This window comes from Desulfatitalea alkaliphila, from assembly GCF_022968795.1.
Classification (GTDB): domain Bacteria; phylum Desulfobacterota; class Desulfobacteria; order Desulfobacterales; family Desulfosarcinaceae; genus Desulfatitalea; species Desulfatitalea alkaliphila.
On record NZ_JALJRB010000020.1, the window covers coordinates 1 to 14,605 of the forward strand.

A 14,605-nucleotide genomic window follows, 5' to 3' on the forward strand; every position below is an offset into this window, starting at 1 on the left:
TTGGTCTGCTTGACCTGCAGGAATGCGAAAATCAACGGCAGGGTCAACAGTGGTATCCATGCCGCGGAATTCAGTGCGGTATAAACCGAATAAGGGTCGGCCAATCGACCCGCCAGTGGCGTTGCCACCCCCTCTTTAAAGCGGCAGCGTCAGCTCCGAATGACTACCGCGGAGAGCGGGCAATTGCTTCAGAAATCACCTTTTCAACTCCGTCCAGGCCCACATCAATCAACGCCATCAGCGGCAGGCCGGTCAATACACTAACCCGTTGTAACTCCTCCGAGCAAAGGGCAAGATCGCCCATTGCGTCGATGGGTACAATGGCGGAAAGCATCTTGAATTGCTCTCGAACAGCTACCGGATCTTGATTGAACAGGTTGCGGCCGAATTGGAGAAATGCTCGGTTAAGAAAGAAAAAGCGATGTTCGGGATCGATCTCCAATAGACGGCCGTGCCCGCCCAAAAGACAATCAATGCAGTTGACAGCGGACACCTTGGTCATGCCGTGGTCGGCTACAAGACGGGCCATTTCGCCATTGAAGCCCAGACACGCATCGCCATACACAATAACCACCTGCTGCCCGAATTTCGTGCGGTAAAAAGCCATTGCAGCTGACAGGGCCTTGCTGAGATGCTGTGGATGGGAGTGCAGCCGCGAACTTAAAAAGTGGGTATGCGCAACGACCCGACCCTGGGCTTGCAAAGCTTGAATCTCTTCGCGCAGGATGCCGCAGGAGATAAGCAAAGGGGTAATTCCACCGGATGACATTACGGCCTCCCGTTTCAAGCAATCGGTGGTTCTGGATAAGATCGTGCCGCTTCTACAAAGGCGATAATGTTCTCGATTTTTGCCGGTGGATAGATGTCAGCCGGCGGCAAGACCATGGAAAGGCCTTTGTCAAGAAAGAAACGGACCGTAGCGCCAACCTCGTCCGGGCTTGCTTGGGCCAGCATGGTGCTGTTGCCAATGACAGCCGCAAGTGGCAGATTCCGAGGTGCCATACCCAGAACCTTGTCCAAATCGCAGGATTGGTCTACACCCAGGCCATCGGCCCTGCACTGAGGCATTTGCCCAATATAGCGGTCGGCGTTCCCGGCGAGGAATAAAATGTGGGGCACCGGCTTGTCAAAAAGGATGTCCTCTATAAATGGCACAACCAACCTTGAGAAAAGTCTGGGGGAAATCGCCGCAACCCCACCTTCTTGCACTACGATGAATTGGGCGCCGGCCCGCACATAGGCATCCCGCACAGCGATTATCGTTTGAGACAGCTTTGCCAGAATGGCACAGACCGCCTCGGGCTGCTTCATCGTCATGACCAGCAGTTTATCCATGTCCATAATCTGGCCGGCCAGGGTGAAAGGGCCGACGACAAAGGCGCCCACCGCACCGCGGCCTTCGGCCATCGCTTTGGTTTGAGAGATGGCCGAAGCAATAAGGGGAATACGTCCTGCCGAACCGATATCCTTCGGTAAAACGATGGCATCAGCGTCGCCCCCGAGTTTATGGGCTATGGTCGGGTAAACCGGTATGCCGTCTTGTTCGTCGTGGTAGCGAACGGCGGCCCCGAGTGCCTCGGCTTCCACGTTAAGGTCAAAGGGCAGTACTGTGGATTCAAATCCCAACTCCAGTTTGGTCAGGGCCGCCAGTGCCATAGGCGCATCCCCTTGCAGAATATGATTAAAGCACCATCCTCGCTGCCACAATATCTTGATGGGCAAAAAAGACCCCAGGCTGAAAACGGAGCGCTTCCCGCTGCGAAATTTTTCGAGCAACTCAATGAAGGCATTGTTCATGCGATTCCATCCATGGCGGTCGCCACCGAAAATGGCGAATCCGGGTTCATAGGAATTAAGACTATACCCACCGCAAGGCCTTCTGCAATCCCAACGAAGCCAAACTCACCTTCGGCCCCAATCTCAGCTGAACGTTGCGTCCCTTGCCCACGACCCGGCGAAGCTCGGTGGTGACCACGCGCATCCGGTCATATGCGGCAAGATCGATGTTGTTGCGGCGCTCGGTCCAAGACCGTCCAGACCCGGAAGCGGCAGTAGACGTGTGGTCGGCCTGTAAAGTGACCTGATCGCGGACCTGCCCATGCTCGAACACAACCAGATGCTTCAGCTGCTGAGGGTTCTCCTCGGCAGCCCATGCCAATGCCGATTCACTGAGCAGGCAATACCAGCGTGCGCGGCGGATCAGTTGTGCGCTGTGCATGATGATCCCTTCCGTGGCAGAGGCTACTTTTTCCGGGGTCCAGGCATTTCGTCCTCTGACGCTTCTGCGGCCATATCCCGATCCCGATCATCTTCAGCTTCGCCTTGTGAGACTGTTTTCAATTCAACGGGTTTGTTTTCATTCAACCGATCCCGCCACAGCTTAGCTCCCAAGGAGGTCACAATGCGTAGGGGAGTGCGATTCTCCAGATCGGACTTGTGGATATGATAAAACAGGTCCAAACCCTCCTGCAGGCATTGGAATGGATCGGGTACGGGAAGCTTTGGAGGATTTGAAACCGAGTGCCGCGCAGATCATCAAATTCAGGCCGAGTGAAAAAGGTGCGCGGAGAGCAGGAAAGAAAAAAGCCGTCTAAGGAGCCGTCAACTCCCTGTTCGGCAATGTGTGTATGTTCGTAACTTATTGATTTTTTGGTGATCCCACCGGGATTCGAACCCGGGTTACCGGCGTGAGAGGCCGGCGTCCTAACCGCTAGACGATGGGACCCCAAGAATTGCGATGGCCGTGGAATATAGAAACCGGTTGAATTTGTCAACTCATTTTAAAGGTAGTGCGGGGTCGCGGCGCGTTGGAAAGGCTGTCTGTCGGCCTGCTGTTGTTCAAGCGGGCGGGACTTCGCCCGCGCGTCTGCCTTTGCGGTAGCCGAGGACCAGGTAGAGGACCGGGCCGAGGAAAGGGATCAGGGCGATGAAGGCCCAGCCGGCTTTTTTTTCGATGCCGCCGAAATCCTTGCGGGCGATGTCCACAATGGCCCAGCAGGTCAATAGATAAAAGAGGACGCCGGTGAGAATGATCCAGTAGGTGAGGGTCATGGCGCGGGGTTGTCCTTCCAGCCCATGGGCAGTGTTTGCATCGGCGGCCACACAATGGCCGTAATGGGTTGTCTTCGCATGACGGCAATCGACGCCCTGCTTGCCTGCGGGCACAATGGCATGCTATGGTGCGGCCTGTCAATGGATAATGGTTTGAATATGTGGAGAATAGTGGCGCCATGAGCAAGCGGTCGGTCAAGGGCGGCAAGTCGGTTTTCAGTTGTCAGGCCTGCGGGTTTCAGTCGCCCAAGTGGCTGGGCAAATGTCCTTCCTGCGACCAGTGGGACACCTTTGCCGAAGAGATCGCCGCCGCGGAGCACCGGGGGGGGCCCTTGCGGGGCATCGACGGTTTGCAGCCGTCCGTGCCGGTGCCCATCGATGCGGTGGATGTGCAGGACCAGCCGCGGCTTTCCACCCGAGTGGCGGAGCTGGACCGGGTGCTGGGCGGCGGGTTGGTGGCCGGCTCCCTGGTGTTGATTGGCGGTGACCCGGGCATCGGCAAATCCACCCTCATGCTCCAGGCCTTGCACGGCATGGCCGCCCGGCGGCACAAGGTGCTCTATGTGTCCGGCGAGGAGTCGGTGCGCCAGTTGCGCCTGCGCAGCCGGCGCCTGGCGGCCGAGGCGCCCCACCTGTTCGTGGTGGCGGAGATCGATCTGGACGCCATCTTGAAGATGGTGGCCGAACACCGGCCCGATGTGCTGGTGATCGATTCCATCCAGACCATGTACAGCAGCGATTTGACATCGGCGCCGGGCAGCGTGGGCCAGGTGCGCGAGTCGGCCATGCGGCTGATGCTCAACGCCAAAAAGACCGGCGTGCCCACCTTGCTGGTGGGCCATGTGACCAAGGACGGGTCCATCGCCGGGCCCAAGATTCTGGAGCACATGGTGGACACGGTGCTCTATTTCGAGGGGGACCGCAACCATGTCTTCCGCATCCTGCGCACGGTCAAGAACCGCTTCGGCTCCACCAACGAGATCGGGGTGTTCGAGATGCAGGCCGGTGGTCTGGCCGAGGTGCCCAATCCGTCGGCCGTCTTTTTGTCCGAGCGGCCCGACAACGCGGCGGGTTCGGTGGTCACCGCCAGCATGGAGGGCACGCGGCCGATCCTGGTGGAACTGCAGGCCCTGGTGAGCAGCACCAACCTGGGGACCGCGCGGCGCACGGTGCTGGGGCTCGACCCGCAGCGGGTGTCCCTGCTGGTGGCGGTGATGGAAAAGAAGTTGGGACTGCACATGGTGGGGCACGACATCTTCATGAACGTGGCCGGCGGGGTCAAGATCGACGAACCGGCCGTGGACCTGGCGGTGCTGGCGGCCATCGCTTCCAGTTTCCTGGACAAGCCGGTGACCGGCGAAACCCTGGTGCTCGGCGAGGTGGGCCTGGCGGGCGAGGTGCGGGCCATCGGCAACATGGCGATTCGCCTGACCGAGGCGGCCAAAATGGGCTTTCATCGTTGCCTGGCCCCCCGCGGCAGCCTCAAGCGCCTGGAGGCCCCCGACACCATTCGCCTGGTCGGTGTGCGCACCGTCGCCGAGGCCATGGAAGCCTTGTTCTGAAAAAACCGCCGGCCGCTCCGCCCGATTTGTATCCTTCGCGAAAGTGATTAACTTTGTCGGAAACTTTGCCGCCGGCTGTCGCGCCCACGGCCGTCAAAGACCGTGGGATGGGTGGCGGCCGCCATTGAAAAAGACATCACAACAGTGAAGGAGCAAAACGATGAAACAGCTTTCCCCTCGACGCAGATTCTGGACCGGAGCGATCTGGATTGCCGCGGTCGTGGCCCTTTTGGGGTGCGCCCATGCAACGCAGGCGCCCCAAGGGCTCGACGAAACGCAAGTTTTGGTAGCCTTTTTTGAAAATGAGCGCAACTACATCCACGACAGTCCGCCTTTCGTAATCGGTGCCCAGAACTTGCGGGTCAATCTGCTCACCAAGGCGAGGCAGCAGTACCTCATCGACATCCGGGCGCCGGCGGATTTCGGTCGGGGCCACATCCAGGGGGCGGTCCATGTGCCTTTCGCGGATGTTTATGATCATGTCAAAGGGCTGGATGCCGCATCCTTTGAAAACATCGTGGTGATCGATTGTGACGGCCAGGCGGCCGCATATGTCGTCTCGCTGCTGCGGGCCGCGGGGTATCCCAATGCCGTCTCCCTGAAATGGGGCATGAGCGGTTGGGCCATGGCCTTTGCCGACGGGGCCTGGCTCAAGAAGTTGAGCAACGTGCGTGCGGATGCATTCGTCACCAAACCGTCGCCGCCCAAGAACCCGCCCGGGCCGATGCCCCGCATTGCCACCGGCGGCACCACGGCCGAGGCGATCCTTGAGGCCCGCCTGCGGCAACTGTTTGCGGAAGGCTACGCGCCTGCAGTCGTGACCCACGATTTCGTGTTCGCACGGCTCGATCAAAACACCGACATGTACGTCATCAACTACTGGCCGCCGGAACTGTACGCCAAGCAAGGGCACATCCCCGGTGCCGTGAACTACCCACCGGCGGAAAAGCCGTTTTTGAGCACCACCCACCTGGCCACCCTTTCCACCACCGGGCCCAATATCCTCTATTGCTTCACGGGGCAGACCAGCTCCTATGTGGCCGGTTACCTGCGCATCCTCGGCTACGACGCCCGGTCCTTGGCTTTTGGCGCCAACAGCATGATTTACGATCAGATGCATGCCGGCAAGGTGCCCAACACCTTCGTTCCCGAGACCGAGATCAAGAACTACGATTATGTCGGCGGCCGTTGATCCACCGGTGATAGAGTTGTAAAGCAACACTTCTGTACGGCCCGGAGCCCTTGCTCCGGGCCGTTTCACTTGATTCAAGCGGCGCGATGTGTTTTTCAATGACCTTTTTAATCCGGAAAGGAGCTGTGCATGACTCCGGAACAACGTGATCGTTTTCGTGAACGCCTCGAAACCCAGCGCCAGGAATATCTCGACAGTCGCATGGCGGCCAGGGAGTCCACGCAGCCGGTCCAATTGGACCAGGCCAGCGTCGGCCGGCTTTCACGGCTGGATGCCATGCAGGGCCAAGCGATGGCCAAGGAAGCCCAACGGCGCAGGGATGTCCAGCTGCAGCGGATCGAGTTGGCGCTCAGGCGCATCGACAGCGGGGAATACGGTTTCTGCAACGCATGTGAGGAAGAGATCGCCTTGCGGCGGCTGGAAAGCGACCCGGCCGCGGCCCTCTGCATCGCCTGCGCGTCTCGACAGGAGCAGGAGTAAAGGTGGTTTTAAGTTAGGGTTGCGCATCGGCAATTGCCGTGTTTATAAAGCGGGGTTTCGAAGGCGCCGGTGGTGGGTGCCGCTCATTCTTGTTTCAACCGAAAGGCCTGTCAAAAGGAGAGGTGATGTCGCTGACGGCGTTCGATAACGAAAAATATATTCGCGAACAGACCGAAGAGATTCTGGAAAAAACCAAACTGTTCGACCACAAGCTCTATCTCGAATTCGGCGGCAAGCTGCTTTACGATTACCATGCCGCCCGGGTGTTGCCGGGCTATGACCCCAACATCAAGATGCGCTTGTTGAAAGAGCTGAAACACAACGCCGACATCATTCTGTGCATCTATGCGGGGGATATCGAACGCAAGAAGATCAGGGCCGATTTCGGCATCACCTACGATGCCGAAGCGCTCAAGCTGATCGACGATTTGCGCGCCTGGGGCATCGATGTGCTGGGGGTGGCCATCACCCGCTACAACGAACAGCCGTCGGCCAAGTTGTTTAAGAACCGGTTGGAAAGGCGGCAAATCAAGGTCCATACCCACCGCTACACCAAAGGGTATCCCACCGACATCGATCTGATCGTCAGCGACGAAGGATACGGTGCCAACGATTTCATCGAATCGGACAAGCCCCTGGTGATCGTCACCGGCCCCGGGCCGGGCAGCGGCAAGCTGGCCACCTGCCTTTCCCAAGTCTACCATGAATACAAGCGGGGCGTGCGGGCCGGTTACGCCAAGTTCGAGACCTTTCCCATCTGGAACCTGCCCATCAACCACCCGGTCAACGTGGCCTATGAGGCGGCCACGGCGGACATCAAGGACTACAACCTGATCGACCCCTATCACCTGGAGGCGTACAACAAGAAAGCGGTCAACTATAACCGCGACGTCGAGGTGTTTCCCGTATTGCGCCGGATTTTGAAAAAAATCAGCGGCGGCGAGGCCGTTTATCAGTCCCCCACGGACATGGGGGTCAACCGGGTGGGCTTTGCCATCACCGACGATGCCCAGACCCGCGAAGCGGCCCGGCAGGAGGTGATCCGGCGCTATTTCCGCTATCGCTGCGAGTATGCCATGGGGCTGATCGACAGCGAAACGGTGCAGCGGGTGGAGCTGCTGATCAAGGATTTGAACATCGGCCCGGAATACCGGCCCGTGGTCGACCCGGCCTACGACGCGGCCCTGGAGGCCCAGGAAAAGGAGGAGTGCAACGAGGGGATTTGCTGCGGCGCCGCGCTTCAACTCAAGAACGGCACCATCATTACCGGCAACAACTCCCAATATTTTCACGCCGCCTCCAGCCTGGTGCTCAACGCCATCAAGCACCTGGCGGGCATCCCGGCGCAGATCAAACTGCTGCCCGAGTCCGTCATCGAATCGGTCAGCCACTTGAAGACCCACATCCTCAATGAAAAAACCCTCAGTCTGGATTTGGTGGAAACCTTGATCGCCCTGAGCATCAGCGCCCCTTCCAACCCGGTGGCCCAGTTGGCCATGGAGCAACTCACGGCCCTCAACGGCTGCGAGGTGCACATGACCCACATGCCCACGCCCGGCGACGAAGCCGGCTTCCGGCGGCTGAGCGTCAATTTGACCACCGACCCCAATTTTTCCTCCAAGGACCTTTTTGTCGCCTGACGGGCACACGCTTTTTTCCTGCATCCCCTTCAAGGCACCAATTGCATCCCTTCCCGGATCAAGGCGCGGCCCTTGCGCCCCTCTCGCGGTCCGGTGATGTTCCACTATCATCAACATCCCGGCCGGAACCGGCAACCGATACGCATCCGATGGTGTTGCCCCCTTGAAAAGGGTTGACACGCCAAGGCATTTCATCATTTAATTAATTCGAATCACAAAATGAAGACTTTGCCGTTCAACCCCAATATCGTGTTCTCATGCATTGCATATTCATTGCGGTGAAACACCCAGTCATAAAATATCGCATCGAAATATAGATAGTTTTCATTTTTCAGCGTTCAGCTTCAGAAATTCGAAACGGAAACCCGGCAACAGCGAAAACCGTGGTGGGCGCCACAGCCGATGTTCTGTCCTTGTGGAGACTGTCCAGTTGGGGCTGTCTCTTTTTTTTAAATGGTAACGCTCCAAAGACCAGTGGGGCTTTTCGATGGTCAACCAAATTGCTCGGCCATGAAAGGAGGCGGCAATGGCAAAACCGAAGGTGGCTTTTTACTGGTGCGCATCGTGCGGCGGTTGCGAAGAGGCGGTGGTGGATCTGAACGAGAATCTCCTGGTGGTGGCCGACGCGGTGGACATCGTCTTCTGGCCGGTGGCCATGGATTTCAAGAAAAGGGATGTGGAAGCGATGCAGGATGGCGAAATCGCGGTCAGTTTCATCAATGGCGCCATCCGGCTGGAGGAACAGGAGGAGATGGTCCACCTGATGCGCCGCAAATCGGGGCTGGTGGTGGCCTTCGGCGCCTGTGCCCACCTGGGCGGCATACCGGGTCTGGGCAATTTCCACGACCGCAAGAGCATTTTCGACCGGCAGTTTCTGGAAGCGCCCACGATGGTCAATCCCGAAGGCGTGCTGCCGCAAACCTCGACCATGGTCGATGTCGGCGAACTGACCCTGCCGGCCTTTTTCGACACGGTGCAAACCCTGGATCAGACCATCGACGTGGATTACTACCTGCCCGGTTGCCCGCCACCGCCCGATTTGATCCTGAATGCGGTCAACGCCATCCTGGAAGGTAAGCTGCCCGCCAAGGGCGCGGTGCTGGCGCCGACCAAGGCCCTGTGCGAAACCTGCCCGGTGCGGGACAGCAAGCCGGAGAAGATGGCCATCCGGGAAGTGCGGCGCCCCTGGCAGGTGCGCATGGACCCGGAAAAATGTTTTCTCTCCCAGGGGGTGATTTGCATGGGGCCGGCCACCCGCTCGGGCTGCGGTGAGTCCTGCATTCGCGCCAACATGCCCTGCCGGGGCTGTTTCGGGCCGGTGGAAGGGGTCGAGGACCAGGGTGCGGCCGCCTTGGCCATGGTGGCTTCCATGCTGGGGCTGGACGCCGAGGAAAGTCTGACAGAGGCGCAGGAAGCGGAGTTGATCAACAGCGTTCCCGATCCGGCGGGCACCTTTTACCGCTTTTCACTGGCCGGTTCCCTGTTGCGACGGAAACGCCTGTAGCGTCTACAAGGAGGATTATCATCCATGCAAAAGATTACGATAGATCCCATCACCAGGCTGGAAGGGCACGGCAAGATCGAAATTTTCTTGAACAATGAGGGGGGGGTCGACCGGGCCTATCTGCAGATACCGGAGCTGCGCGGTTTCGAAAAGTTTTGCGAAGGCCGGCCTGCCGAGGAAATTCCCCGCATTACCACCCGTATCTGCGGTGTTTGCCCCACCGCCCATCATCTGGCCGGCACCAAGGCCCTGGACGATCTGTTCAAGGTGGAACCCACCCCAACCGCCAAGAAGATCCGGGAGTTGATGAACAGCGCCTTTGTCGCGGAAGACCACGTGCTCCATTTCGTTTTTCTGGGCGGCCCCGATTTCGTGGTGGGCCCGAACGCACCGGCGGCCGAACGCAATGTTTTGGGGGTGATCAACAAAGTGGGCCGGGAAGTGGGCGGCCAGGTGATCGAAATGCGCAAGCGCATGCGCAATGTCCTGCGCATCATCGGCGGCAAGCCGGTCTGCCCCACCTGCGGACTGCCCGGCGGCGTCTCCAAGGGGATTTCCGAGACGGAACGGCAAACCATCAAGGAAGCCGGCGCCTACGGTGTCGAATTGTGCGGCGCCCTGTTCAACCTGTTCGAGGATGTGGTTTTGAAAAACCAGGACTACCTCGATCTGATCACCGGCGACGCCTTCAAGCACCAGACCTATTACATGGGCATGGTGGACAAGGAGAACCGGGTCAATCTCTACGATGGCGACATCCGGGTGGTGGACCCCAAGGGCAACCGTTTCGCCCGTTTCAAGCCCCAGGAATACCTGGAGCACATCGGCGAACATGCCGAGCCCTGGACCTACGTAAGGTTTTCTTTCCTCAAAAACATCGGCTGGAAAGGGTTCGTGGACGGTGAGCAGAGCGGTGTTTACCGGGTGGCCCCCCTGGCCCGGTTGAACGCGGCGGTGGGCATGGCCACGCCCAGGGCCCATGCGGAGTACGAAAAAATGTACGCCACCCTCGGCGGGCGTCCGGTGCACAACACCCTGGCCTTTCACTGGGCCCGCTTGATCGAGGCCATGTATGGCGCCGAACGGGTGGTGGAGCTGGCCGAAGATCCGGAGATCACCTCGGATGATCTGGTCAACCTGCCGGTCAACCCGCCCCGCGAAGGGGTGGGCATCGTGGAGGCCCCACGGGGCACCCTGATTCACCACTACCAGACCGACCCCAAAGGCATCATCACCAAGGTCAACCTGATCGTGGCTACCCAGAACAACTCGGCCGCGGTCAACATGTCGGTGGAGAAAGCGGCCAAGGCGCTGATCAAAAACGGCGAGGTGTCCGAAGGGCTGCTCAACACCATCGAAATGGGGTTCCGGGCCTACGACCCGTGCCATGCCTGCGCCACCCACTCCCTGCCGGGGCAGACGCCCCTGGAACTCAATGTCTACGATGCCGACCGCAACCTGGTGCGGCAGTTGCGGCACGGCCTGGGCAACCAGCGCCGAACGTCATAAGAGGAGGGTCGACCCATGAGAATCAATGTCGCTTTCATGAAAGAAGAATCCAGCGGCCGGCCGGATCAGGTGGAAGAGGTGATCCGCGAATCCACCGGCAGCCTCCAGTTGCCGCCCTGTCAGTTGGCCTGTCCGGTCGGCGAGGACATCCAGCGCACCAATGTCATGCTTTCCCAGCTCTCCAGCGATCCCAAGCGCGCCTCCTGGGAGATCTTGAACGTCGGCGACGCCATTTACAACAAAAACCCGATGTTCATGATCTGCGGCTACATCTGCGGGATATGCGAAAGTCAGTGCACCTACAAGGAGCACACCGGCGCGGTCAAGCGGACCCTCTTGAAGCGGTTCGTGACCGAGCACTACATGCCCTACCTGGACATCAAGAAGCCGCTGCCGGCGCCCAAGAAGCAGAAGGTGGCCATCATCGGCGGCGGCCCCTCGGGACTGACGGCCGCTTACAAACTGGCCACCAAGGGGTACCGGGTCTCCCTGTTCGAACGCAGCTCCAAGCTGGGCGGCGGCATCCGTTACATTCCCACCTACCGCCTGCCCGCCCGGGTGCTGGACAGCACGGTCAACAACCTGGTGCGCATCGCCAACACCGACGTGCACTACAATGTGGAGTTCGGGGCCGACATCACCCTGGAAAGTTTGAAAGAGGACGGCTTCGAAGCCATTTTCGCCGCCACGGGCACGCCCATGCTGCGCAACATCACCTTCGGCGGCCAGGAACTGGTGGGCACCGCCATGCGCTATGTGATGTACGGTCTGCCGCTGCTCTACGAAGCCAACTACGGGGTGATTTCGGCCAACTGGCTGGCCGGCAAACGGGCCCTGGTGATCGGCGGCGGCAACGTGGCCTTCGATGTGGCCCGCATGGCCCGCCGCCTGGGCGGCGACGTCACGGTGATATGCCTGGAAAACGAGGACAAATCCAGCAAGGACGGCATACCGGCCGACCAGGTGGAGATCGACGACGCCCTGGAAGAGGGTGTCAAGATCCTCTACAGCCGCGGGGTGCAGAAGATCCTGGGCGAGCATGGCCGCTTCACCGGTATCCGGGCTCCCAAATGCACCAGCGTCTTCAATGAAGAGGGGCGCTTTCAGCCGCAGTTCGACATGAACGATGTGCAGAACATCAAGGCCGACGCTCTTTTCATCGCCGTGGGACAATCGCCGGAACGCTTTGTCTATGAGCACGAGAACCTGCTCAACGACCAGGGCCAACTGGATGTCGATCCGGTGACCCGCATGAGCAAACAGATGCCGGGGGTTTTTCTGGGCGGCGATGTCACCCGGATCGGGCTGGCCGCCGAAGCGATGCGCGACGGCCTGATCGCCGCCGAATCCATCAACCGCTATTTGAACAACGAAGATTTGAAGCAGGGCCGCCAAAAGGAGGTGGAGCGCTGCACCGGCCCGGAGGTGCATGCTTTCCGGCCGGCGCCGATGGTCGAGAAAGTGTCGCCGGAAGAGCGCATGAATTTCGATATCGTGGAAAAGGGATTCACTCTGGCCGAGGCGGTGGCCGAGGCCCGACGCTGTCTCTATTGCGGCCCCTGTAAAAGCTGCAAGGCTTGCGTGGCTCTGGGCTACCAGGAACAGATCCCCAACATCGAGGTGGATGCTTACAAATGCAGTGGCTGCGGGGTTTGCATCTCCGTCTGCTGTTTCAATGCCCGGCGCCTGGAGAAACACGGTGAGGACATGGTGGCGGTGGTGGACACCAGCGTTTGTAAACGGTGTGGTTTGTGCGTGGGCGCCTGTCCATCCAATGCCATCACCATTTATGACAACACCGACAACCAACTGGAACATCTGTACGCGTCTCTGTCCGCCGGTGCCAAGCAATGACGCGTGTGCTTCGCGTGTTGGGGGTCGGCAATCCCATTCTAACCGATGACGGCGTCGGTTGGGAGATTGTCGAAGAAATACGCCGGCTGCGCCCGGCGTTGGATGCCGTGACGGTGTGCGCGGGGGCCATGGGGGTGTTCGACTACATTGTGGATTGTGAGCGGGTTGTGCTGATCGACTCCATCAAGTCGGGCACGGTGGCCCCCGGCACCGTGCTGCGGCTGTCCCTGGAAGATTTGACGCCCAGCCTGGACCAGCCCACCTCCCACGGCATGGATATCGCCAGCGCTTGTCGCATCGGCGAAGCCCTGGGTTATCGCATGCCCCGTCAGATCAGTATTTACGCGCTGGAAATCGCCGACAACACCACCATCGGCGAGGGATGTACGCCGGCGGTGGCCGCCCGCATTCCGGATGTCGCCAAGGAAATCATTGCTGAGGAGGCTTTATGAATAAATACGCACCCGAAATAGCGGTGTTCGCCTGCAACTGGTCATCGGCCAACGACGAGCAGGCCGATTGCAACCCTTACGGTCCGGTGGTAAGAACCATGTGCTCGGCCCGGGTGGAGCCGGTCTTCGTGCTCAAGGCGCTCATGGCGGGCGCCGACGGCGTGATGGTGATCGGCTGCAATCCCGGTGATTGCCACTACAAGCGCGGCAGTTACAAAACCTTTCGCCGCATGGCCTTGTTGAAACGGATGCTGGAGCAGTTCGGCATTGCCCCGGAGCGGTTGCGGGTGGAGTGGCTACCGGGAGAGGACCATCCGGGCATGCAGGCGGCCGTGGAGAGCTTTGCCGAAGAGATCGCCTGGATGGGGCCATTTCCGCGTCAACTGCAACAGGTCGCATAACGCCAAGCTGAGGGGCGCGGTTTTATGCGTCGCCTCCAGCTGTTGTTGACGACGTATTTCCGAATTTCTCGTTCTCGTACGCGTTCTCGTACTCGTACGCGTTCTCGTTCTCGTACTCGTACTCGTACGCGTACGAGATTCGAGTACGAGTACCGCCCCTTCGGGGCTGAGTACGCGTACGACTTTGCTGAGTACGCGTACGACTTTTTTGATCACCAACAGGAGTTCGTTCCGTGCGTCGGGCCTTTGAAATTCTGGATGATCGGCCCACCCCCATGGGCGAACTGGTGTTGCGCCGCCGGCGACAACTGTCGCTGGGTGTGGATGTTTACGAAATCAAGCTTGGCGAAGATTTTCTCATGTCGAGCCTGTTCACGGCGTCGGAAGTCGCCCTGGCGCGGCTGGGGTTGGCGACGCTCGACGGTAGCGATTTGGAAGTGGTGGTCGGCGGCCTGGGACTGGGTTATTCGGCCCGGGAGGTGCTGGCCCACGAGACGGTCAGCACCCTGCTGGTGGTCGAGGCCCTGGCGCCGGTCATCGACTGGCATACCGGGGGACTGCTGCCCCTGGGGCCGGCGTTGGCCGCCGATCCCCGCTGCCGCCTGGTGCAGGGCGACTTTTTCGCCCTGGCCGCCTCGGCCGCCGGTTTCGACCCGCAATCCCCCGGCCGGCGCTTCGATGCCATCCTGGTGGATATCGACCACGCACCGGATCAATGGCTCGCGCCGCACCATCAACCCTTCTATCAACCCCAAGGGCTGCGGCGCGCGGCCGCCCGCCTGCGTCCGGGCGGCGTGCTCGGCCTCTGGTCCGACGGATTGCCCGACGAACGCTTCACCGCCCGCCTGGCCGAAGTGTTCGCCACGGCCCGCGCCGAACCGATCACCTTCTACAACCCTCTGCAGGATCGCGAAGCGACCCAAACGGTCTATTTGGCGCAGGTGGGCGCAGATTGACGGC

General features: G+C 59.9%; 14 protein-coding genes and 1 tRNA gene. 10 read left to right on the forward strand and 5 right to left on the reverse strand.

The genetic code is table 11. The features are described 5' to 3' along the window. Window positions 1-163: 163 nt before the first annotated feature. The 5 genes from MRX98_RS15655 to MRX98_RS15675 all read right to left on the reverse strand — a co-directional run bounded on the left by MRX98_RS15655 (window position 164) and on the right by MRX98_RS15675 (window position 3,051). On the reverse strand, window positions 164-769 hold the full coding sequence (locus MRX98_RS15655; RefSeq protein ID WP_246911745.1) for a DUF1638 domain-containing protein: 606 nt from the start codon (window positions 767-769) through the stop codon (window positions 164-166). A 14-nt stretch (window positions 770-783) separates the two neighbouring features. Then, window positions 784-1,797, reverse strand: a complete 1,014-nt coding sequence (locus tag MRX98_RS15660) for a uroporphyrinogen decarboxylase family protein (RefSeq protein ID WP_246911747.1) — start codon at window positions 1,795-1,797, stop codon at window positions 784-786. A 61-nt stretch (window positions 1,798-1,858) separates the two neighbouring features. After that, window positions 1,859-2,218, reverse strand: a complete 360-nt coding sequence (locus MRX98_RS15665; protein WP_246911750.1) for a hypothetical protein — start codon at window positions 2,216-2,218, stop codon at window positions 1,859-1,861. A 432-nt stretch (window positions 2,219-2,650) separates the two neighbouring features. Next, window positions 2,651-2,725 (reverse strand) — tRNA-Glu (locus MRX98_RS15670). Window positions 2,726-2,838: 113 nt separating this feature from the next. Continuing rightward, window positions 2,839-3,051, reverse strand: coding sequence for a PLDc N-terminal domain-containing protein (locus MRX98_RS15675; RefSeq protein ID WP_246911757.1), 213 nt, complete (start codon window positions 3,049-3,051; stop codon window positions 2,839-2,841). Window positions 3,052-3,230: 179 nt separating this feature from the next. On the opposite strand from MRX98_RS15675, the gene radA reads away from it, so the two are divergent. From radA to MRX98_RS15725, 10 genes are all read left to right on the forward strand, one after another. Continuing rightward, entirely contained in the window at window positions 3,231-4,613 is a 1,383-nt protein-coding gene (gene radA / locus MRX98_RS15680) for a DNA repair protein RadA (RefSeq protein WP_246911779.1), read from the forward strand. A gap of 160 nt (window positions 4,614-4,773) precedes the next feature. Then, window positions 4,774-5,805 (forward strand): rhodanese-like domain-containing protein, encoded by a 1,032-nt coding sequence (locus tag MRX98_RS15685; RefSeq protein ID WP_246911786.1) that lies wholly within the window; start codon window positions 4,774-4,776, stop codon window positions 5,803-5,805. Window positions 5,806-5,934: 129 nt separating this feature from the next. Further along, on the forward strand, window positions 5,935-6,285 hold the full coding sequence (locus MRX98_RS15690; protein ID WP_246911789.1) for a TraR/DksA family transcriptional regulator: 351 nt from the start codon (window positions 5,935-5,937) through the stop codon (window positions 6,283-6,285). 125 nt (window positions 6,286-6,410) lie between these two features. Continuing rightward, window positions 6,411-7,925: a DUF1846 domain-containing protein gene (locus MRX98_RS15695; protein WP_246911792.1), complete on the forward strand. Its 1,515-nt coding sequence runs from the start codon at window positions 6,411-6,413 to the stop codon at window positions 7,923-7,925. Window positions 7,926-8,451: 526 nt separating this feature from the next. Next, complete coding sequence (locus MRX98_RS15700; RefSeq protein WP_246911794.1) at window positions 8,452-9,429, forward strand: NADH-quinone oxidoreductase subunit B family protein; 978 nt, start codon at window positions 8,452-8,454, stop codon at window positions 9,427-9,429. A gap of 24 nt (window positions 9,430-9,453) precedes the next feature. Continuing rightward, entirely contained in the window at window positions 9,454-10,938 is a 1,485-nt protein-coding gene (locus MRX98_RS15705) for a Ni/Fe hydrogenase subunit alpha (protein ID WP_246911797.1), read from the forward strand. Between the two features lie 15 nt (window positions 10,939-10,953). Beyond that, the gene (locus MRX98_RS15710) at window positions 10,954-12,792 is read left to right on the forward strand and encodes an FAD-dependent oxidoreductase (RefSeq protein ID WP_246911800.1); all 1,839 of its coding nucleotides are present in this window, start codon (window positions 10,954-10,956) and stop codon (window positions 12,790-12,792) included. After that, entirely contained in the window at window positions 12,789-13,244 is a 456-nt protein-coding gene (locus tag MRX98_RS15715) for a hydrogenase maturation protease (RefSeq protein ID WP_246911804.1), read from the forward strand. The genes MRX98_RS15710 and MRX98_RS15715 overlap by 4 nt, the downstream gene beginning before the upstream one ends. Beyond that, on the forward strand, window positions 13,241-13,645 hold the full coding sequence (locus tag MRX98_RS15720) for a hydrogenase iron-sulfur subunit (protein ID WP_246911806.1): 405 nt from the start codon (window positions 13,241-13,243) through the stop codon (window positions 13,643-13,645). Before MRX98_RS15715 ends, MRX98_RS15720 begins: the two co-directional genes overlap by 4 nt. 233 nt (window positions 13,646-13,878) lie before the next feature. After that, entirely contained in the window at window positions 13,879-14,601 is a 723-nt protein-coding gene (locus tag MRX98_RS15725; protein WP_246911807.1) for a polyamine aminopropyltransferase, read from the forward strand. Window positions 14,602-14,605: the final 4 nt, after the last annotated feature.

Excerpts from the sequence above, each read along its gene's own strand:
- MRX98_RS15690 (WP_246911789.1), top strand. The coding sequence starts at position 5,935 with ATGACTCCGGAACAACGTGATCGTTTTCGTGAACGCCTCGAAACCCAG.
- MRX98_RS15705 (WP_246911797.1), top strand. The coding sequence starts at position 9,454 with ATGCAAAAGATTACGATAGATCCCATCACCAGGCTGGAAGGGCACGGC.
- MRX98_RS15715 (WP_246911804.1), top strand. The coding sequence starts at position 12,789 with ATGACGCGTGTGCTTCGCGTGTTGGGGGTCGGCAATCCCATTCTAACC.
- MRX98_RS15685 (WP_246911786.1), top strand. The coding sequence starts at position 4,774 with ATGAAACAGCTTTCCCCTCGACGCAGATTCTGGACCGGAGCGATCTGG.
- MRX98_RS15655 (WP_246911745.1), bottom strand. The coding sequence starts at position 769 with ATGTCATCCGGTGGAATTACCCCTTTGCTTATCTCCTGCGGCATCCTG.
- MRX98_RS15720 (WP_246911806.1), top strand. The coding sequence starts at position 13,241 with ATGAATAAATACGCACCCGAAATAGCGGTGTTCGCCTGCAACTGGTCA.
- MRX98_RS15700 (WP_246911794.1), top strand. The coding sequence starts at position 8,452 with ATGGCAAAACCGAAGGTGGCTTTTTACTGGTGCGCATCGTGCGGCGGT.
- MRX98_RS15665 (WP_246911750.1), bottom strand. The coding sequence starts at position 2,218 with ATGCACAGCGCACAACTGATCCGCCGCGCACGCTGGTATTGCCTGCTC.
- MRX98_RS15695 (WP_246911792.1), top strand. The coding sequence starts at position 6,411 with ATGTCGCTGACGGCGTTCGATAACGAAAAATATATTCGCGAACAGACC.
- MRX98_RS15660 (WP_246911747.1), bottom strand. The coding sequence starts at position 1,797 with ATGAACAATGCCTTCATTGAGTTGCTCGAAAAATTTCGCAGCGGGAAG.
- MRX98_RS15675 (WP_246911757.1), bottom strand. The coding sequence starts at position 3,051 with ATGACCCTCACCTACTGGATCATTCTCACCGGCGTCCTCTTTTATCTA.
- MRX98_RS15710 (WP_246911800.1), top strand. The coding sequence starts at position 10,954 with ATGAGAATCAATGTCGCTTTCATGAAAGAAGAATCCAGCGGCCGGCCG.
- radA (WP_246911779.1), top strand. The coding sequence starts at position 3,231 with ATGAGCAAGCGGTCGGTCAAGGGCGGCAAGTCGGTTTTCAGTTGTCAG.